20 protein-coding genes are annotated in these 20,078 nt (G+C 37.5%); 8 read left to right on the top strand and 12 right to left on the bottom strand.

All coding sequences use genetic code 11. The features are described 5' to 3' along the window. Positions 1–21 precede the first annotated feature (21 nt). Both egtB and QMF37_RS14530 read right to left on the bottom strand, forming a co-directional pair. The gene (gene egtB / locus QMF37_RS14535; protein WP_078080465.1) at positions 22–1,293 is read right to left on the bottom strand and encodes an ergothioneine biosynthesis protein EgtB; all 1,272 of its coding nucleotides are present in this window, start codon (positions 1,291–1,293) and stop codon (positions 22–24) included. A 60-nt stretch (positions 1,294–1,353) separates the two neighbouring features. Continuing rightward, positions 1,354–2,256 (bottom strand): glycine betaine ABC transporter substrate-binding protein, encoded by a 903-nt coding sequence (locus tag QMF37_RS14530; protein ID WP_078080466.1) that lies wholly within the window; start codon positions 2,254–2,256, stop codon positions 1,354–1,356. A gap of 380 nt (positions 2,257–2,636) precedes the next feature. Here QMF37_RS14530 and QMF37_RS14525 point away from each other — a divergent pair, with 380 nt between their 5' ends. The 3 genes from QMF37_RS14525 to guaD all read left to right on the top strand — a co-directional run bounded on the left by QMF37_RS14525 (position 2,637) and on the right by guaD (position 5,759). Next, on the top strand, positions 2,637–3,353 hold the full coding sequence (locus tag QMF37_RS14525) for a Crp/Fnr family transcriptional regulator (RefSeq protein WP_078080836.1): 717 nt from the start codon (positions 2,637–2,639) through the stop codon (positions 3,351–3,353). Positions 3,354–3,508: 155 nt separating this feature from the next. Continuing rightward, the gene (gene deoD, locus QMF37_RS14520) at positions 3,509–4,213 is read left to right on the top strand and encodes a purine-nucleoside phosphorylase (protein ID WP_065524529.1); all 705 of its coding nucleotides are present in this window, start codon (positions 3,509–3,511) and stop codon (positions 4,211–4,213) included. Between the two features lie 196 nt (positions 4,214–4,409). Beyond that, the gene (guaD, locus tag QMF37_RS14515; RefSeq protein WP_283478650.1) at positions 4,410–5,759 is read left to right on the top strand and encodes a guanine deaminase; all 1,350 of its coding nucleotides are present in this window, start codon (positions 4,410–4,412) and stop codon (positions 5,757–5,759) included. Positions 5,760–5,852: 93 nt separating this feature from the next. On the opposite strand, the gene QMF37_RS14510 is transcribed toward guaD, so the two are convergent. Further along, entirely contained in the window at positions 5,853–6,956 is a 1,104-nt protein-coding gene (locus QMF37_RS14510; protein ID WP_071154287.1) for a flavin monoamine oxidase family protein, read from the bottom strand. Positions 6,957–7,418: 462 nt separating this feature from the next. Next, the gene (gene sdhB, locus QMF37_RS14505; RefSeq protein ID WP_283478649.1) at positions 7,419–8,198 is read right to left on the bottom strand and encodes a succinate dehydrogenase iron-sulfur subunit; all 780 of its coding nucleotides are present in this window, start codon (positions 8,196–8,198) and stop codon (positions 7,419–7,421) included. Between the two features lie 236 nt (positions 8,199–8,434). Between sdhB and QMF37_RS14500 the strand changes: the two genes are divergently transcribed. The 3 genes from QMF37_RS14500 to QMF37_RS14490 all read left to right on the top strand — a co-directional run bounded on the left by QMF37_RS14500 (position 8,435) and on the right by QMF37_RS14490 (position 10,352). Beyond that, the gene (locus QMF37_RS14500) at positions 8,435–8,626 is read left to right on the top strand and encodes a hypothetical protein (RefSeq protein ID WP_058385164.1); all 192 of its coding nucleotides are present in this window, start codon (positions 8,435–8,437) and stop codon (positions 8,624–8,626) included. Between the two features lie 560 nt (positions 8,627–9,186). Next, entirely contained in the window at positions 9,187–9,807 is a 621-nt protein-coding gene (locus tag QMF37_RS14495; protein ID WP_071154285.1) for a hypothetical protein, read from the top strand. Further along, positions 9,804–10,352, top strand: a complete 549-nt coding sequence (locus QMF37_RS14490; RefSeq protein WP_058385162.1) for a peroxiredoxin family protein — start codon at positions 9,804–9,806, stop codon at positions 10,350–10,352. The genes QMF37_RS14495 and QMF37_RS14490 overlap by 4 nt, the downstream gene beginning before the upstream one ends. Before the next feature lie 486 nt (positions 10,353–10,838). On the opposite strand, the gene QMF37_RS14485 is transcribed toward QMF37_RS14490, so the two are convergent. From QMF37_RS14485 to QMF37_RS14475, 3 genes are all read right to left on the bottom strand, one after another. Then, positions 10,839–11,360 carry a GNAT family N-acetyltransferase gene (locus tag QMF37_RS14485; RefSeq protein WP_349307307.1) on the bottom strand — a complete coding sequence of 174 codons (522 nt, stop codon included), beginning with the start codon at positions 11,358–11,360 and terminating at the stop codon, positions 10,839–10,841. A gap of 23 nt (positions 11,361–11,383) precedes the next feature. After that, positions 11,384–12,103, bottom strand: coding sequence for a nucleotidyltransferase domain-containing protein (locus QMF37_RS14480; protein WP_283478648.1), 720 nt, complete (start codon positions 12,101–12,103; stop codon positions 11,384–11,386). A gap of 84 nt (positions 12,104–12,187) precedes the next feature. Next, the gene (locus QMF37_RS14475; protein ID WP_283478647.1) at positions 12,188–13,276 is read right to left on the bottom strand and encodes a hypothetical protein; all 1,089 of its coding nucleotides are present in this window, start codon (positions 13,274–13,276) and stop codon (positions 12,188–12,190) included. A 153-nt stretch (positions 13,277–13,429) separates the two neighbouring features. On the opposite strand from QMF37_RS14475, the gene QMF37_RS14470 reads away from it, so the two are divergent. Further along, on the top strand, positions 13,430–13,753 hold the full coding sequence (locus QMF37_RS14470) for a hypothetical protein (protein ID WP_058385159.1): 324 nt from the start codon (positions 13,430–13,432) through the stop codon (positions 13,751–13,753). Between the two features lie 278 nt (positions 13,754–14,031). On the opposite strand, the gene QMF37_RS14465 is transcribed toward QMF37_RS14470, so the two are convergent. Further along, the gene (locus QMF37_RS14465) at positions 14,032–14,241 is read right to left on the bottom strand and encodes a hypothetical protein (RefSeq protein ID WP_283478646.1); all 210 of its coding nucleotides are present in this window, start codon (positions 14,239–14,241) and stop codon (positions 14,032–14,034) included. A gap of 318 nt (positions 14,242–14,559) precedes the next feature. On the opposite strand from QMF37_RS14465, the gene QMF37_RS14460 reads away from it, so the two are divergent. After that, positions 14,560–16,221, top strand: coding sequence for a M4 family metallopeptidase (locus QMF37_RS14460; protein WP_283478645.1), 1,662 nt, complete (start codon positions 14,560–14,562; stop codon positions 16,219–16,221). 95 nt (positions 16,222–16,316) lie between these two features. Here the strand turns inward: QMF37_RS14460 and QMF37_RS14455 are convergent, their stop codons facing one another. The 4 genes from QMF37_RS14455 to QMF37_RS14440 form a co-directional block, all read right to left on the bottom strand. Next, positions 16,317–16,811, bottom strand: coding sequence for a DinB family protein (locus QMF37_RS14455; protein ID WP_283478644.1), 495 nt, complete (start codon positions 16,809–16,811; stop codon positions 16,317–16,319). A gap of 87 nt (positions 16,812–16,898) precedes the next feature. After that, positions 16,899–17,342, bottom strand: a complete 444-nt coding sequence (locus tag QMF37_RS14450) for a hypothetical protein (protein WP_283478643.1) — start codon at positions 17,340–17,342, stop codon at positions 16,899–16,901. Positions 17,343–17,625: 283 nt separating this feature from the next. Beyond that, positions 17,626–18,768, bottom strand: a complete 1,143-nt coding sequence (locus tag QMF37_RS14445) for an SH3 domain-containing protein (protein WP_283478642.1) — start codon at positions 18,766–18,768, stop codon at positions 17,626–17,628. A 277-nt stretch (positions 18,769–19,045) separates the two neighbouring features. Next, the gene (locus QMF37_RS14440; RefSeq protein ID WP_058385157.1) at positions 19,046–19,984 is read right to left on the bottom strand and encodes a magnesium transporter CorA family protein; all 939 of its coding nucleotides are present in this window, start codon (positions 19,982–19,984) and stop codon (positions 19,046–19,048) included. Between the last annotated feature and the right edge of the window lie 94 nt (positions 19,985–20,078).

Here is a 20,078-nt window from a genome sequence, read left to right as displayed (position 1 = left end):
AGTTGTACTTCTCTTAAATGATTAATTTTGGTCTTGTGCTAGTCTAAACCCACTAAATTGCCATCTTTTTTCTGGCGGAAAAAAATTTCGGTATGTTTCTCGGATATGTTTTAGCGGCGTTGCGCATGAACCTCCGCGAAGAATCATTTGGTTGCACATGAATTTTGCATTGTATTCACCTAATGCACCTTCTAACGGTTTACTCCCTGGATACGGTGAATAGGCACTGGCAGTCCATTCCCATACATCTCCGAACATCCTAGACAACAATTCACTTTGTGAATCGCTACTGCTTGCTACAGGATGGTAAACTCCCTCATCCAACGTATTTCCATGAATAGCAACGCTTTGAGAAGCATATTCCCATTCAGCTTCAGTAGGTAACCTTTTGCCTTTCCATCTACTAAAAGCATCTGCTTCGTAAAAACTAATATGACTAACCGGTTCATCGAGTTCTAGGTCCTGTATGCCCGCTAAGGTAAAGATTTGCCAGTGCTGTTGTTTGTCTTTCAGCCAATAAAGTGGTGCTTTCCAATTGTGTTCTTTGACTATACTCCAACCATCAGAAAGCCAATATTCCGGTTTTTCATAGCCTCCGGAATTTATAAATTCAAGAAATTCTCCATTGGTTACAGGTTTTGTTGCCAATTTGAAAGGTTCAAGCCAAACCTTGTGACGCGGACTTTCGTTATCAAACGCAAAGCCATTCCCGTCGTGACCGATTTCGACCAATCCTCCCTCAAACTCAACAAACTGCGATTCCTGCTGTTTACTTACTGGACGTTTTTCAGTTTCTGTATACGTAGGAAAAAGTGGATTAACAAAAAAGTTGTATTTTATATCCATTAAGATCAATTCCTGATGCTGTTGTTCGTGTTGAAGGCCCATGTATATTAAAGCTTCTATTTCTTCCTTTGTTTCACTAGCTGATTCAGCAAGTAAGTTAGTTACTTGCTGATCCACATAATTGCGATATTCAATAACTTGATTTACAGTCGGTCGTGATAGCACGCCGCGTTGGTGGCGTGGTTGATAAGGTCCAATCGTGTTGTAATACGAATTAAACAAAAAATCAAAAGCTGGATTGAACTCTTCATAATCCGATTTGAATTCTTTTAAAATCATACGCTCGAAAAACCAGGTGGTATGGGCAATATGCCACTTTGCTGGACTCACATCTTCGTGGGATTGAATGATAAAATCTTCCGTTTCTAAAGGCTCAATTAGTTTCATCGTAACGCCTCTAATTTCTGCAAAGCGCTCTGCTATAGACGTATTTTCTACTGCTTTCATCGAATAACTCCCCTTACCTACTAAAAATTTCCTACTTACTTTACATGTTAATAAGTTTCTCTATTCTTCAATCAATTCTTTTTCGATTAGAAATTCTCGAGCTACGTCTTGCGGTTGCTCTTTATCAACATCTACTTTAGAATTCATCGCCAACATTTCTTCTTCGCTGATTTGCCCAGCAAGCTCGTTTAAGACATCTTTCAACTCAGGATATTCTTCAAGTGTTTCTAATCGAACAACTGGAGCTGCATCGTATTTTGGAAAGAAGTTTAAATCATCTTTTGTCGTCGCTAGGTCGAACAACTCAATTCTGCTATCTGTTGTAAATGCCGGAATAACGTCTACATCTCCATTTTTCACAGCTTCGTACATAATAGAGGGATCAAAACTTTCGGTAGCCGAAAATTTAAAATCATAAGTAGCTTTTAAATCTTCATAGCCATCACCCTGTCGTTCATAAATAGAGTGTGGTCCACCGAAAGTGACATCCTCAGAAGCAGAAATCGCAGCTAAATCAGAGTAAGTTTCAGCATTAAAGCCGCTATCTTTAGAATAAGCTAACGTATAGCCATTTTCAAAACCCAGCGGCTCTAACCATGTCGCTCCTAGTTCTTCTTCATACCCTTCTCTAACTGCCTCGAGCACTTCTTCAGATGATTGACCTGGTTCTGAATCACGTTTCAGCACATCTTTTAATCCTGTACCGGTATACTCAACATACATATCAATATCACCTTTTTCCAAAGCAGGTGTTAAAATTGACACTTCTCCTAGGCCATCTTCATACTCAACCGTATACTCTGATTTGGACTCTATGTACTCACCTAAAATATAAGGCAAAATATACTGCTCAGTCCAAGGCTTTCCTCCAATAATAATTGGCTCTTTTGCATCTTCTCCCGAACTACACCCGACCAAAGCGATTGAAGCAATGATCGACATCCCGACTACTTTTTTATTCATATTCATACCCCCTATTTTTCAGTAAAAATCAACTACTTTTAAACGATCAAGCAAGTCAAATATCTATTTTTTCTAACTCGCATTTATATCGTCTCTTTTCGAATACCCTTTTTCTAAATTTTCAATCTCACTTTTTCGCTCGCTTCTATTTATTGATACTATGCATTGTAAGTTGGAAAAATAAAAGAATTAGTGTAATTCAGCCGCCATCATATGATTTTCAGTTTGTGCTGTATAATAAAAAATAAAGTTCCCTTACATTCAAGTTAGCATAGACGATTGCTAGTTGATTACATGTGACTTTCAATAAGGGATTACGGTATTAGAAAAACAGCGGCGGATACGCAATGAAACTTACCGAATCGAAAGGACGGATTCACATGATGACAAACCTCTCAGATATCCCTATCTTCTCAGGTATCTCAGAAAACGATTTGCAGCAGATTCTTCTACTGCTCAAAGAGCGTCAATTCAAGAAAAATCATATGCTCATGTTTGAAAATGATGAAAGCGAAGATATTTACATTATCCGTTCTGGAAAACTGAAAATTTTTCGTTTGCACGAAGACAAAGAAATTGTGCTCAGCTTTGCATTACCTGGAGAAATTTTAGGAGAAGTTGAAGCTTTATCTCTTGTTAATTACCGAATTTCTTCTATTGAAGCACTCGAAAATGTTGCAGCCTGGCAAATTAAGAAGACAGACTTCTTGGAGCTTGTGGAACAATACCCAGCGATTTTAAGAAATGCCTACAAGATCCTTGTTGAACGCACGCGTATACTAAATCGCTTGATTCGTTATTTAAGCTTGCATGATGTCCGAACAAAAGTCGCGAATTTACTCGTCGATTTCTATTTCAATTTTGGCGATCAAAGTAATGACGGCTACAAAGTGGACTTAAAAATCAATCAATCCTTCCTCGCAACGATGCTTGGGATTACACGAGAATCCATGTCTAAAACTTTGAACGAATTTCAAGACGAAAAGATAATTGAGATTCGTGAAAAGAATATTTATATAGTAGATATGAAAAAACTCGAGTCTATTTGCAATCAAGCAGAAGAAATACAAATGCTTCGCAAGTGGAATAGTATGTAATCAAAAAACAGCTACCTTATCCTCTGCTTTTTTTGTGAACAAGTTCACAATAATAAGGTAGTTGTCTTCACAGCTCACTTCTTTCTGTCATGTTATGATGCTTTAAAGATGCAGTTACATGCAAAAGAACAACAACGACAATGGAGGTTTTTCTAATGAGTTTTCATATTGAAGCAAAAGCAGGAGAAATAGCAGAGTCAGTGTTACTTCCCGGAGATCCGTTACGCGCAACCTATATTGCAGAAACTTTTCTTGAAGATGTAAGTTGCTACAATAATGTGCGTGGCATGTTGGGGTATACAGGCACCTATAAAGGAAACCGCGTTTCTGTTCAAGGAACCGGAATGGGTATGCCCTCAGCATCCATTTACATTCATGAGTTAATCAATGACTATCAGGTAAAAAATCTTGTGAGAATCGGAACATGTGGTGCAATTCAGCAAGACGTGAACATTCGCGATGTGATTATTGCACAAGCTGCTGCAACGGATTCTGCGATGATCCGCAAAGATTTCCCAGGAATTGATCTTCCTCAAATTGGAAACTTTAATTTAATCAAAAATGCTTATGATATTGCTACAGATAAAGGACTTACGCTTCATGTAGGAAATGTATTTTCTTCTGATAGTTTCTACTCTGATGACCAAGCAACAACTAACAAGCTTGGTCAGCACGGTGTATTAGCTGTTGAAATGGAAGCAGCTGCTCTTTATTACCTATCTGCTAAATTTGGTGTAAGAGGATTAACGTTGTTAACGGTTAGCGATCATATTCTTACTGGGGAACATACGACTTCACAAGAAAGACAAACGACGTTTAATGACATGATTGAAGTGGCGCTGGAAACGGTAGCAAAATAAAGTTTCAATTTTAAAAAGAGTGTTGACCCATACCGGTCCCACTCTTTTGTTATTCTATCTTGTTTTGATATTGTTGAAAGTAACCAAAAGAAAAATCACACTCGTCGGAAACGTATGGTCATCATGAAAAATAAGTCAACACACATGAGAACTTTTAATCTACCTATACAAAACAACTATGGAGGCATCGGCTGTTATGAATAAAATTATTAAAGGAACAGGCTTTTCAAGTATTAACCTACAGGAAATCGAAATATTGGAAGACTATCTTTTCTGTATAAATGATGATGGCTTTATTGCTAAACGTCTTTCACCGAATGATCAAGATTACAACATGGTATTGAAACAAGCCCGCAGTGAAGAAACGCTGATGGAACTAACAGAAGGTCAGTATTTGCTTCCTGGGTTTATCGATTTGCATATTCATGCTCCTCAATGGGCTCAAACCGGCACAGCACTTGATTTGCCACTTTATGAATGGCTTAATACGTACACATTCCCACTAGAAGCTAAGTTTTCAGATATAACTTTTGCCGAAGAAACTTATAGCCACTTAGTCGATACATTGCTTGGAAACGGAACAACAACCGCTCTTTACTTTGCGACCATCCACGAAGAAGCAAGTTTTTTGCTAGCAAAAATTTGTGCCGAAAAAGGACAACGCGGACTCGTTGGAAAAGTCGTGATGGATGACCCGGCTGAAAACCCGGATTTCTACAGAGATGCTAGCCTAGAAGAAGCATTAACAGGCACAGAACGCTTTATTCAACGAGTAAAAGAGTTGAATAAAACAACAAAGCAAGGTGTCTACCCAGTAGTAACGCCGCGTTTTGTACCAAGTTGTACATCTGAAGCGTTAGAAGGATTAGGGAAAATTGCGGCTAAACACGATGTTTATATCACTTCGCATTGTAGCGAGAGTGACTGGGCACACAATCATGTGAAAGAGCGTTTCGGCAAAAATGACGCACAAGTATTAAATGATTTCGGCTTATTGACTGAAAAAGCGATTATGGCGCATGCTAATTTCTTGAGCGATGATGATGCAAAAACGTATATCGAACAAGGAACTGCAATCGCTCACTGCCCTATTTCCAATGCTTATTTTGCCAATAGTGTAATTCCGGTCAAACATTTTGCTGACATGGGTGTTGAAATTGGACTCGGTACGGATTTGTCGGCAGGTTATGACCCTGGAATTTATTCCGCCATTCGCCAAGCCGTTATTTCTTCTCGCATGCTAGAAGATGGGGTAGATCCTTCTAAAAACGCTGATTCTCGCGGACGTGCTGATTCGCGTATCACGGTCAATGAAGCGTTTAATTTTGCTACAGCAGGTGGCGGTGAAAGCATTAGTCTGCCAGTTGGTCGACTTGCGAAAAATTATGCTTTTGACGCACAAATTATCGATACCAAGATAAAAGACTCATCCATGCCAATTTTCGAAGGCATGAACTCTCTCCAAGATATTTTTCAGAAGCTCATCTATATGACGCAACGTCGCAATATTATCTCGGTGTTCGTCCAAGGCGAACGAGTAAAATAACTCCAACACAAAAACCTTCAAGCAACTAAATGCTTGAAGGTTTTTGTGGCGATGGGGCCTGCATTCAAATAAAACAACGTATCTGATTTTAGCTTACTTACTAGTTAATGTAAGAATTTTACTTACGACATATTCAGCTGACTGAAGCGCTCCTTCTAAATGGCCACTATACTGTGAATTTGTCTCAGTTCCTGAAAAAAACACTTTTTCTTCCCAGTCACCAGCTGATGGCGGTTGACCATAACTCGCATAATTTTTGAATGGGCTTGAATCTTCTTCAACTGCAGTATTAAAATCGCTAGACCAATCTTTATAAAGAATTGCTTGGGGATTTTCAGCGTCTCTGCCAAACAGTTTAACTAATTGATTAGCGACCAATTCTTTTACTTTTTCTGGTCCCATATGTTGACGCACTTCAGAAGAAATCCCGAAAAATCCGAAGAGCGCACCTGCCCCATTAGTAGGCGAAGCATCGTAGATTTCTTGCAAGGGACCAACCGAACTCAACACCAAACCTGACAATCCAGATTCTCTCCAAAATGGACGATCAAAAACCACAACCACTTTTGCTTGTGAGCCCATCCATGTCGGCTTTTCTGCAATATCAGTTAAAAGTTCTGTCGGAAGTGCTGGGGAAAATCTAATATGACGTGCTACAAGACGCGGTGGTAATGCCAAAATAACCGAAGCTGCACGCATATTTTCTAACTTTCCACCTGCTCTTTCTACTGTAACCATAATTTTTCCAGGCTCGTCCATACAGATTTCTTTAACACGAGTTTCTAACTCAATCATTTCTGCAGGGATTTGCTCTGCCAATGCATCTATTAAGGACCGCATTCCCCCGGTTAACCGAACTCCTCTGGCGTCAATGTGTTCTTCCATAACACAGCGCTCTGGAGGCTTTGTTTGAAACCGTTCCATTAGCATGTCTCCTTCGTTCTGCTGAACGAAGTTCACCAACCCTAATTCTTCTACTAGAGCCGAAATTTTGCGCTCGTGTTGCGGCCAAAACCACGTTGGCCCCAGATCAAATCTTCCGAGATCCTCTTGATTTGGAACAGACTCACTTAAAATTCTGCCACCAATTCTATCTCGTGCTTCAAGCACTTTACAAGTTATTCCTTGTTTTGTAAGTAGTAATGCCGCGCGCAAACCGCTTAATCCTGCACCTATAATGATGACTGGATTATTCATATGTATTCCTCCTACTGCTACGTTTAGCTAGATTGTTCGATTGGAAAGCTGTACATTCCAAAAGCTATATCCATCATTATAATGCTAAAATTCCTTATTGCACCTATGAGGGGTTTGTAGTTTGCAAATTACTATTTTGAGTTACCTTTATGTGAAAAAAAAAGACCTTTATTCAGCTACAAAAACTGAAAAAGATCTTATCTTATTCAGAAGATATTATTGCATATATCATAACGGATTTCATCCTGTCTCACGTAAATACTTATACATTTCTTGGCTCAGGTTTGAGACGAAAAACTACAGACTGTAGCCTCATCTCAACCCCTGCGAATATACAATCAATAGCTTTAATAATTTAATCCTAAGACGAATTACTCAAAATTATCTATTCGGTCAACATCCCACATCTACTAAAAAATAGATTTCGACTATAATTCGTTTGAGAAAAAGCACTAGTCTATTCTAGTTAACCATATGATCACTCCCAAAAAAATTACGAAACATTTGGACTGTTATGTCGCGATTCATCGAGGCAATCGACGTGGTTAACGGGATTCCTTTCGGACAAACCTCTACACAGTTTTGCGCCATGCCGCATTCTTGAATGCCGCTCGGTCCCATGAGTAAGGTCAACCGTTCATCTTTGTTCATCGCACCCGTTGGATGGGCATTCATCAAGCGTACTTGTGAAATAGGAGCTGCCCCAATATAATTGGTTTTGTCGTTGACGTTTGGACAAGCTTCTAAACAAACACCGCACGTCATACACTTGGACAACTCATATGCCCACTGGCGTTTGCGTTCTGGCATGCGCGGACCTTCGCCAAGATCATAAGTTCCATCAATCGGAATCCACACTTTGAGTTTTTTCAACGTATCAAACATCGAACTGCGATCAACAATCAGATCACGAACAACTGGAAATGTTTTCATAGGCTGTAGCCGTATAGGATGTTTTAATTGGTCAACTAAAGCTGTGCATGATTGGCGAGCATAGCCATTGATAACCATCGAACAGGCTCCACATACTTCTTCTAAGCAGTTCATATCCCATGTGACAGGCGTCGTTTTTTCTCCTTTCATGTTGACAGGATTTCGTCGAATCTCCATCAAAGCAGAAATGACGTTCATGTTCATCACATAGGGTAATTCAAATTCTTCCCAGTAAGAACTTTCTCCCGGCGTGTTTCTTCGTTCGATTTCAAAAATAACGGTCTTCTGCACATTTCCCACGATTCTCATCTCCTTTTAATCAGCGTAGCAATAGTTTTATTGTGTAAACTAAACGTTATTGACTTTTCTATAAACCCCAATTCCTTTTTCTCTATTTCATACTCAAAAGATTAACTCTATCTTAACATATTTATCAGAAAATTGAGATAATGTGGTATACTAAATGAAAATGATGCAAAGTATGAGGAATTCGAATCGATATGCTGTCCCAGATAAATCTAAAACGACAATAAGGAGGAAGTAACATGAAAGATCCACAACAAACAGCACTTGATCGCTTTCATGCGATTGACCAGATGATTAATGAAGGACTAGGCAGCGGCACGATTAATCCGAGCTATACAAAAACTCATTTAAAGTTAAAAGAAAAACAAGAAGCACAATTACTTTCTGCCTTGTCGGAAAAGCCTTTAGACAACAAGCCTATTAAGAAGTGAAGAAGCAGTAACAAGCTAAAACTATTGTAATTTGGTCCCTTTGCCTCAATGACAAACTAAATGATTTATTCAAGTAAAAGACGTCTAGCCAGCACTTGAAAATAGGTGCTAGCTAGACGTCTTTTTGTTGCTTAAAAAAGAGCGTATTTATCTCAGTTGACAACTGTCACTTTCTAGCTTTTTTCATAATCACTGATAAAAGTCTGCTCACTTACTTCTGTAGTTAAGACGAATTTGTGAAATCGTCTTCATAGGGTGAATTTCTATGGTAATCTATAGGATACTCTGTATAAAAAAGTAACTGTACTAGGTATGAATTTCGGATAAATCATTTCGATGAATTCATTTGGCACTGTCTATACAACTATTCCTCTGTTTCAAAGCGTTCCTGCCATGACATCATACTGTGCCTCTTATAATCATCTTGTTTTAGCTTAACTGCAAAACAAAAAAGATGAAAAAAATGTGCATTCAGCTATAATGGGACACGTTGAGTAGTTAAATTCCAATACAGATGGAGGTACTTTTGTAATGAATACTATCCGATCAGAAGAGCAATCATGAGCTACATTCCTATTTTTCATCTGACCATTCCCGCTATATGGATTGCTGTTTTGTTAGCAGCTGCCGTAGCTAAGCTTTTCATGCGTTTTTTTACCGGAGAAAAAATTGGAGAATGGTATTGGAATGCGCTGACGTTCTATATCCTTACCTGGAAACTCAGTTACAGCCTGTTTCATTTCGAAAACTTTCGTAATATGCCTTTATCCATCCTTTATTTTAACGGCGGTTTATATGGACATTTCCTTGGAATTGTTGTCGTTAGTATCTATTTAATTATGGTGCAGAAAAAACAATGGAAGGTAGCGAAGCAATCCGCATTTGCCTGGCTTTTGTTCTTTTTATCTTATCAAGCAATTCTGCAAAGCTTTGAAAAAAATGTGGTTGAAGCAATTTTACATACTTTGCTTCTGATTATAAGCATTCTGGCTATTCGCTTTCTCGCAAAACGTACTGACGTCCCGAACGTATTATTGCTTGCCGCATTATTAACATTAGAGTTGCTAATTTCAAGTGCATTTGGTTCGCTTTGGTCATGGCAAAACGCAACATTCATTTTACTAGCGATTGTCACTAGCATCATGTACATCCGCTTTGAACAGAAAGGACAGACTCTATGATTAAAAAAATACTTTTTGGAATTCTGCTTTTAGCTGCTATTGGCATCATGGCGCTCAATTTCTTTACGAAGAGTGAATCAACTAAGCAATCAGAAACCATTACACCTACTTCAACAGGACTCTCTCTAGGAGCAAAAGCACCCGATTTCACTTTGACCGACCAACATGGTCAAACAGTTCAGTTATCCGATTATCACGGCAAAAAAGTTATTCTCAATTTCTGGGCTACTTGGTGTCCTCCGTGTCGTGCAGAAATGCCACACATGCAGCAATTTCATGAAAACAATCTAGATGGCGATGTCGAAATACTGGCCGTCAATTTGACAGAGCAAGATAATGGCGAACAAGCAATCGGTTCGTTTATTGATGAATTTGGCTTAACCTTCACAATGCCTATGGATGAGACAGGTAGCGTCGCTCAAACTTATCAAATTCGCACTGTACCAACAACATATATCTTGAATACAAAAGGCGAAATTGCTCAAAAAATTATTGGCCCGATGGATGAGCAAATTATGAAAAATCAAACAGACAGCATCGATTAGTTTGTTAAGTAAGCTTTAAGTTACCTATCGTAGATGATTCAGAAATAACGAACGGAGAGGAGGTGTCGAATGACGCCTCTTCTCCGTTTCTATAGTACATTTTTCTTCTGTAGATGAGTATTTTCTAGCTCCACGTTTTTAGCACATATGCAAGTCAAAAATTCATTCATTTGCGTCCATTCACTAAGGATTTTTTGGAATCGCTCAATCTTATTAAGAAGTGCTTGGAAATCTTTTTTCTTTGGTACAACTCTATAAATTCCGATATCATTGCCAGCGTCTTACTGTTCTACGCCAAATGATTTAATGATTTTCTTAGTTCAATTGATTGGCTCCCGTCCTCGTATAAAGAATCTAAATTCCAACGTTTAATCGTTTCTCTCTTTGGATAAATTAACAATAACTCTTGTGATTTTTATTCTCTATACTCCTTTTGGATGTTAGACATATTAATCTCAATAGCTTCTGTATCCATCCCTTTACTCGTTAAGCTTTATCATTATCTCGAGTATCAGACAAGCCTTTGTAAAAGCTAGGTTTTTTCACCATCGTAATAAAATCTGTAAAATTTGCACTAAATTCATTAACTTGAATAAACCCAAGCTTTTTGTATAAGTAAATGGCTCTCTGGTTAAATTTCGCTACAGTCAATCGAATAGAGTAGTGACTATGATAATATTCTTCGATGACTTTAACAATATATGAGCAGAACTCATATCCGTTACCTCTTCCTACTAGTTGAGGATTCATCCCTAATCCCATATCAAAAAGGGGTTCTACGTATACTTTGAACTTTTTCCCACTTGGAACTTGGGCGCTTTTACCGGTACAGAAGAAACCGATTAACTCGCTTAAATCATTGGTGATAACAAAGTATGAACCATCCATCATTTCAGCCAGTGTCTCTTGCGTTAACTTATTGTTGTAAAAATCATAAGGAGAATCATACTCCCATTTCAATATTTCAACCGCTATTTTCCCATTCATGGCTACATGGTCTAATTTCACCTTCAACACCTCTGTCATTCTCATTAACTTTTACCCGAAGAAAAACCTTCAAATAACCGTCCTCCATAAGGCAGTAAGACTTCGTCAACCAGTTGAATAATTTTTTGTTTGTTGTTATTTTTATAAAATTCCTCAAAAGCTTCAATAAAATAATTAGCAAATTCACAATCATAGTGTCTCAACGATCGAATTATCCATTTTGACGAACCACTCCATTGCTTGTTTGTTCGTAGTACAAATTCACTTATGAGTTCAGCTATAGCGCCAGCAGTAAAGATCGCTTCGGCTCGGTCATGACATCCGATAAAGTCATCGAGTAAATCGGTAATAACGTATCGTTTAGTATCGATGATTTGGGTTGGCCACTCTTTCGGACCCCTATCTAGTAATACCTCCGCTTCTGCTTTTACTCGCTCAATAATTCCATTGTCTTTTAAAACCACCCCTTCGGCTACCATCCTAGGCATTGAAGGTCTAGCTCTTTCGCAATCACTTGAAAAGTACTCCTTATACGAAGTCAAATTATGAACAAATACTTCAATATTCCAACCAAAATCGATAAATGATTCTCGGTAAGAAGAGCGTAACTGATGATCGAATACCACAATATCAAGATCAGATGTTGCTGTTGCCTCACCACGAATTACACTTCCTGCGAGCAATGCTGCATCACAGGAGGGATGATTCTTTTTCACAAATTGCTTAGCTGCGTTAATTGGATTCTCTTTATGATCCTTCTTCATTGTCTGAACACCTTCTTTCTACGCAATCTAAATCTATTAACAAATTAGACATGCAACGTGAACATAATTTTCTACTAAAATAAATTATTTCTTTGGTTGAAAATACAAAAGTTCATCAATTTGAGAAGAGGCTAAATCCTTTAGCTCTTCACAAAATACCGGTAACCTCGCTTCGATTTCTTCCTTACTGCCATATCGAATTTTTGTTTCCTCAGCAAGATCCTCTGAAAGCAAACAAAAATGGCTATAAGCGGTTTCCAGTAATTGAAGCAACTGCTCTCCTCTCACTTCACTAGCAATTTGTCGATTGCCGGCACTATAACCGGTTATATATCCTTGCGCAACCAACTTTAATTTAGCCGCACATGTTGAAAATTGATGTCTGCTGTAACGAGGTGTATCCGAAAGAGCGATAAAAAATGTCTCGTAGAGATTCATAAAGTTGCCGGCCATTCCTCTTGAATAATAGATACTAGGATAAGGGTCAATTAGACATAACCCATTTTCATCAATCAAAATATTTTCTGGCGAAGCATCTTGATTAACAAGTTGCGGTTTCGTAAATGCTTTTTTTCTACTAGTCACAGCTAATTGAAGTGCTTTACTAACCACACTGTCTTCAAACTTCGGATGTGCAAGGCAAAGCGTTTGATAATCTGTTAAATGCTCCTTGCTTTCTTCTTTCAAAAATTCGTGTACATCTCCATTTAATGTGCCTTTTAGTCCATTTTCTTCTGACCAAGTTAGATAACCAAAACCACTCAATCCATGTGGAACATCTTCTGTTTTACGATGGATTGATCCGACTTTACTGCCTATCTGAAAAGCCGCTTTTTCTGTCATACTGTGTAAATCAATTTGTTTTCCTCTATATGTTTCTAACGTGTAAGTCAGCTCAGTCGACACATGGAATTTAAAAAAATCCGGTGCCGCCCCTTTTTGAGCTTTATTTACAGCCCAGTAGTAGAGTTCAGTGCCTGCATACTCTGCTTTAAATGCCTCTTCATCAAACGAGACAGATTTTCCATAAGCAATCGCTTTTGGAATTCGAAGCACTATTTTTTTTTCTTCTCTACATACTTTCCAGGCATAATGCCAGGCTCCTTCACCGAGAAAACTCGCTCGGTTGACTCCAGCATGCACCAATGCTGCTTGTAATTTAACTTCAATCATTTCTTCTCTTCCTTTCTTTTTTTCACGGCATTGCTAGAGGTTCTAGTTAATCTGCTTAATATTCTGTTTTCTTGAAACCTTTTTTCTATTGTAACGTAAAGAATAACTAAATAGATTAACATTTATTACAAAAAATATAAAATGGAGGTAGCTATGAAAAAAATATTCATAATTCTTTTAACCCTTTCGACTATCGCATTTGGCAATTGGGCAAGTGCCTTTGCTCTACAACTAGCTTTCTTAGATATTGCAATCCCATTCGCAGGGTTGGCCTTAGCCCTCGTTTACTTTTTTAAATCTAAGGGTGGGATGACGAGTCGTCGATTAGATATGTCAATTCAAGGACAAACAGGAATTCGAATGGAACAGAAAGTTCACGTATCAGAAAGGTCTTATATTTTTATTGGTTCAGTCTTATACTTCGTATTGGCACTCGGATTTACTTTCTATACGTACCGAGAGTATTTCTTGACTTGACTAAATGTATCCGTTCATAAATTAAAAAAAGGACACCCGTTGTAGACATCTCTACTCCTTCTTACTATATTTACGACTTTAAAAGGCTTATAGAAAAAAGGATAGAATGGCTCATAAGTGAGCTGCTATCCTTCTTTTTTTCGTTTACGATCCGCTTTCATTAGTAAGCGACGCGTACCTGGTTTGTTCTATTACTTTTTCTGTATAAATAAGCTCTCTTCAAAGTCACAAAATGTTATTTCCCTTCGTAGTACTCGTATAAATTACTATCCAAACTTTTACAAATTGCGATGTAGTTTACTGAAATTAACTTTTGTTGAACCAAATCGTACACTCTCAAAATTTATTGTGCCTGAAACAATATCTCCAACCACGAACACAGTCGTACAGCAAATTCCCTGATTTCGATTCATGCAGAATTTTTTGAATAGCATGCCAATACTTAACGATTTTTTCCTTGCCATCAAGCCAATAAAATTCATAGACATCTTGTTTCTCCTCTTTTTTAAAATTTATCTCGTAATGTACAGTGTAGGCTTTATATACATGAGTTAAAAAATAGATTTTTCAGTCTTTACTGCCTGTTTCATTATTTTACATTAACTTATCGAATACTTCCCTAATTTCCAACTTACATAGTCCTACAAATTATACATAATTCGTTTTTCTTTAACTTTTGGAAGTATAATTATCACTTTTTTGTGATGTTTAAAACACATAATCTACCCTATATATTCAGAAAAGTTAAAAAGTTATGCTATTTACACCGAGCTTCGATGCCGGTAAAACGAGAAGGAGTGAATTTGATGAATAAGAAAAAATTACTGACTTTAAGTTTGGCAGCATCACTAGCGTTATCAGCAACAGCGGTTTCCGCAAGTACGTTAACTCAGCAACAAACAGCAGAAAAAGTTCACATCAATAAAGAAACACAAATGCCTGATTTTATTGCTGGCGAACTTACAATGCCTTCTACTAAATCAGCAAAAGAAATTGTATTTGCCTATTTAGAAGAAAATCAGGAAATATATAAAATTGGTAAAAAGGAATTTTCAAGTTTTAAAACCCTTTCCGAGGAAAAAGACGAGCTTGGATTTACAAACTTAAAATTACAGCAAAAATTCAAAGGAGTTCCTGTTTTTGGATCTGAAATAAATGCGCACGTCGATCAGGATGGTGTTCTTACTTCAATTTCAGGTAACTTAACACCTGAATTATTTGATAAAAAATCGTTGAAAAAAGGAGCTACGCTAAAAGCAGATACAGCGCTTAAAAACGCTAAAGCAGACTTAGCCAAAAAAATTGGCAATTCACCAGAGCTTGAATCTGAAACAACACCAGAATTGGTTGTTTATGCCAAAGATGGACAAGCGAGTTTCGCTTATCGTATAGAATTTGAATTCTTATATCCAGAGCCCGGAAATTATCAATATTTTGTTGATGCTAAAACTGGACAAATAGTGGAATCCTACAACCAAATTCATGCTGCAAAACCATCATCTGGTGGACCTGGTATAACTGGCAGTAATACGATGGGTAGCGGAAAGGGCGTTCTAAGAGATGCTAAAACGTTCAATACTTTGACTAACAGCAATGGCTCTTACTTGGTTGATGGAACACGAGGAAACGGCATTTTAACTTACGATGCTAAAAACCGGACGCAGACTCCAGGAACTTTGTGGTTGGATAGCGACAATATTTATAACGCCGTGTATGACGGAGCTGCAGTTGATGCTCACGCCTATGCAGGCAATACTTATGACTATTTTAAAAACGTTCATGGCCGCAATAGTTACGATGGTAACGGAGCACAAGTAATTTCCACGGTCCATTACGGTCGCAGCTACAATAATGCTTTCTGGAGTGGTTCTCAAATGGTCTATGGTGACGGAGATGGCAACACTTTCATTCCATTATCTGGAGCGCTTGATGTTGTCGCTCACGAACTGACACATGCCGTAACAAACACAACTGCTGATTTGATTTATCAGAACGAGTCCGGTGCGATTAATGAGTCGATGTCTGACATTTTTGGAACACTTGTTGAATATCATTTTAATAACAACCCCGATTGGCAAGTTGGTGAAGATATTTATACGCCGAATGTTGCGGGTGACGCCTTACGCTCATTGAAAGATCCTACATTAAGTGGTGATCCTGATCATTATTCGAAGCGTTACACAGGTGCAGGTGACAACGGCGGTGTTCATATCAACTCGGGAATAAGCAATAAGGCTGCTTACTTATTAGCGAATGGTGGAACGCATTATGGCGTTACTGTAACTGGTATTGGCAATAATAAGTCGGGCGCTATTTATTACCGCACATTAACACAGTATTTAACACCAAATTCAAACTATAGTCATTACCGCGCTGCAACAATCCAAGCTGCAACTGACCTCTATGGAGCTTCAAGTACAGAAGTTACAAGTGTCAAAGCTGCGTTTACAGCTGTAGGAGTTAACTAATTTTAAAACACTATTATTTTAGAAACCCCCAGCGGAATTTATTCCACTGGGGATTTGCTTTTTATTGCTAGAAGTAATTTACTCCTTACTTAGCTCTATAAAGATCTTTCTAATTCCTCTTGTTGGCGTAAATGGTGGTGACTGTGCATACCGACTAATGCATACCATTCTTTGGCATTCAGCCAGCCAAATCCTCCGTGTTCAACTTTGTAATTGGGGTTAATCAAATCTACTTTCACCTCCCATTGTTCTAGTCTTTCAATCAGCTCATTAATTCTATTTATAAGCTCTTTTTGGCTATCAGAATTGTTGGGCGGTGCATTTACTTCATCTGGAAGTTTGATTTTAATAGGGGGAAATCCACCTCTTTGAACTAATTGCTCACCAAAAGGAGTTTTTCCTAGTAGTTGTTCTTGCTTTTGTTCGGCACAGGTCTCGACATGATCGAGATACTCGTGTGCTACTAAGATGATATGATCATACATTTGTCCGATCGACCAAACGCCTTTCCCTGAAATTTTCTTCAGTTGTTCAGGCGAGTATTTGCTTAAATCATTTCTGAAAGCATACAGAATTTCTTTTCCGCTCATTTTTACGACTCCTCCTTATAAGACATGTTATTTTTTGATAGAAAGCATAGATCTTGCAACTAACTATTAGTTTAGATTCCCATAGATTCACTTATAAAATCTCACAGAATCTTTATTTTTAAAACTATCCAACAGCACATAACCAAAAATCAGTCCGGCAATAGTAGGTAGCGTCGTGCCACTGTAAAGAATGAGATTGATATTCATATTAACTACCGGAGTCCAGCTTTCGCTATTTGGTAAGTAAGGCATAAAAGAAAAGACTAAAATAACAAACACCGGCAAACCCACAGCAATAAATTTAATCCAATCGAATGAGTGATTCTGCCGTTCTTTTATCTCGAGAATAAATTTGGGTGTACGCAAAAGTAAACCAATCATTATTGGAAATAAAATAATGTAAGCTCGAAGTGGATAAAGAGTAAACGTCGTTTGCGATTTTGTAACTAATTGTTCTTGAAAGTACAGTCCTAAATAGATTAAAAATCCAATAACTAATGTCCAGATGAAATAGTAGAAAAATCGCTTCATAAAACTCTCCTGCCTTTCATTAGTAACACCTAATTCAATATACCTCTATATACGTAATCAGAAGTGAGAAAGTTTCGTTTATTCAAACAAATTAATAAACCCAAAAATATTTAAGCAATCCTTTGACAAAAAAATTAAGTAACGCTCGTTCAATGTAATATTGAACGAGCGTTACTTAATAAACAGTCCTATTAATTAGAGAAAACTGAAAGATAAGCTATACATAACTAGTAATCAGTTTATTCTCTATCTCAATCTATTTGAATCCCAATCAACGCTCTTATTATTTATAACTCCGCAATTCATAGGATAGACGATTTTTAGAATCTTTTACTTTAATCAATCCATATCCTGGCGCAAAATAATAGTGAATCGTAAAAGATATATTAGTCATTTTTGTTTCAATGTGTACAACATTTTTAAATGTTCCTGCAGGTGTCGTGATTGTTTCCTTTGTACTGCGTAGGTACGCATTTCCAATCTGAACATCTTTATACGAATTCCAGTCAAAATCATAGAGAGCAGCAGCTTTGTTTTGAGTTAATGGCGCCGGAATATTGATCCAAATAAAGTCAGATTCTGGTGTCCCAATCTGAAAACTTTTTGGTGAAAATGATGTGTAAATAGAAGGAACTGTATAGCTATACTCTTTATTTTCAACAAAACTTCGAATATTCCCTTGTAACACATCTCCATCAAAATAATAGTTCATCCATTTGATTTTTGACGGGCGTAAGTCAGTAAATGAATTCAATGTTTGTAGGCTTGTTTCTTGTTTTTTTGCAGAAAATTGACTAGTTGGTGCATAACCCTTTATGGAACCACTTGTTACATACGACCAGTTGGATACTTGTGAATGAACATAGACTTCTTTGTTGTTATTTAGAGAACCTGTCTTCTTCCCACTTGTGGTCGCAGCATCTCGGAGTGTCACGTTAGTATTCGTATACTTTTTAACCGGCTTTGTATCAGTAATGGACTTGGAGTTAGCATAGCCTATCACATTCCCCGACTTTATGAGGGACCAACCACCTCCAACTACACCAAAATCTTCTACAATTACATGTTGTTTAAGAGTAGAGATGGTTTTTGAATTTGATGATTCCGTGTCTTTTATGATTAACCCACTTTTTGAGCTCACGATTTTAGTTTTACTGTTTGGAACAGTAAGGGAACTTGTCGCTACATACCCTTTTTTATTATTTGTTTGAACGTAAGACCATCCGCCTTTTACCGTATTTAAATGCGTTACTAAAGATCCTTTTGGCAAAGTACTTATGACACTTGCCTTTGGACTTGCAGATGTCCTGAATTGTGTCGTAACTTGTGTTTTCTTTGCCTCACGAACAGTAGTGGCTTCTGTTACGGATGAAAACAAAGGGAATAGGATAAACAGTATGACGATAACACTTAATACTTTTTTCAATTTGACTTCTCCTCGATTCTAATTAGTTATTTAAACCTATTACTAAGTTCCTATATATTGTATCAATTGTTTTTAATTTAACAACTCCTGAATTTAAATATCAATCAGCATACTCAATGATTGCCAGAGTCATCCTAATAAAAACTAGAAAAGTAATTTCTAATGGATAGGCTTCAGTATTATTGCAAGATGACAAAACTTCCGTTAAAAAGATCTCTTCATCTAAAAAACAGCCTGATTTTTAAAAATCGGCTGTTTTGTTCGCTATGTGTCGTTATTAGAAGATTCTTCTTTTCCACAATGCCCCCCCAATTAAGACAACCAAGATCAACGCTATTAAAAGTGTACTAACCCATGAAGTCGAGTCAGTACCCATTGCAGGCAAATCTACATTCATCCCGTAAAAACTAAATACTAATGTTGGAAGAGTTAAAAACACAGTAAATAGCGTTAGCGTTTTCATCGTATTGTTCAATTCGTTTGATATGAGCGAAGAATATGAACTTGTGATGCTGTCCAAAATTCTCGTATACAATTCGGTCGTTTCAATCCCTTGATTGTTTTCTATTTTCACATCTTCTAAAAGATCTTTATCGTCTTCGTACAACTTGATCGAATGGATACGAAACAGTTTGGTTATGACGGTTGCATTTGACTTTAACGAGGTGAGAAAATACACCAAACTTTTCTCAATTTCCATTAGGTCATAAAGTTGCTTGTTTGTTAATGAGTCACGCAAGTTACTTTCTATTTTAAGGCGATGCTTATTAAGGTGTTTTAAGTTGTCCAAATACTGGGTTGATATGGACAATAATACTTCTAAGGCAAATCGACTTTTCATTAAGGTGCTGACGTTTTTCTTAATGAGTCCGTTTAAAAAGTTACTTGGCTGCTGACAAACCGTGACGATGTAGTCGCTCCCTAAGATAATGCCGATGGGAATAGTGATATACGAATTAAACTGGTCGTTGGTCACATCGACGATTGGAAAGTCATTAATCAGCAACGTGCTATTCGTTTCTTCGTCATATTCAATACGAGCACTTTCTTCCAAATCTAATGGATCTTCTAAAAAATCCATTGGGATCTTACAAGAACGAGATACTTCCTCAAGTTCTTCTTTTGACGGTGCGGTAATATTGATCCAGCAATTGCTTTCGAATTTTTTTATTGTTTTTAATATTCCATCCGGTGAGGATTTATAAATGGTTAACACGCTTTACTTCCTCTCTATTTTAATCGCACAGTTATTGTCGATTCGACTCTTATTTTAATACTAACCGCGTACCATAGAAAACGGTCTCACTTTC

Origin of the sequence: Planococcus sp. S3-L1 (assembly GCF_030063085.1) — a bacterium.
GTDB lineage: Bacteria > Bacillota > Bacilli > Bacillales_A > Planococcaceae > Planococcus > Planococcus kocurii.
The sequence above is the reverse complement of the archived record's forward strand: the minus strand, read 5'-3'. Positions and strand labels throughout refer to the sequence as shown.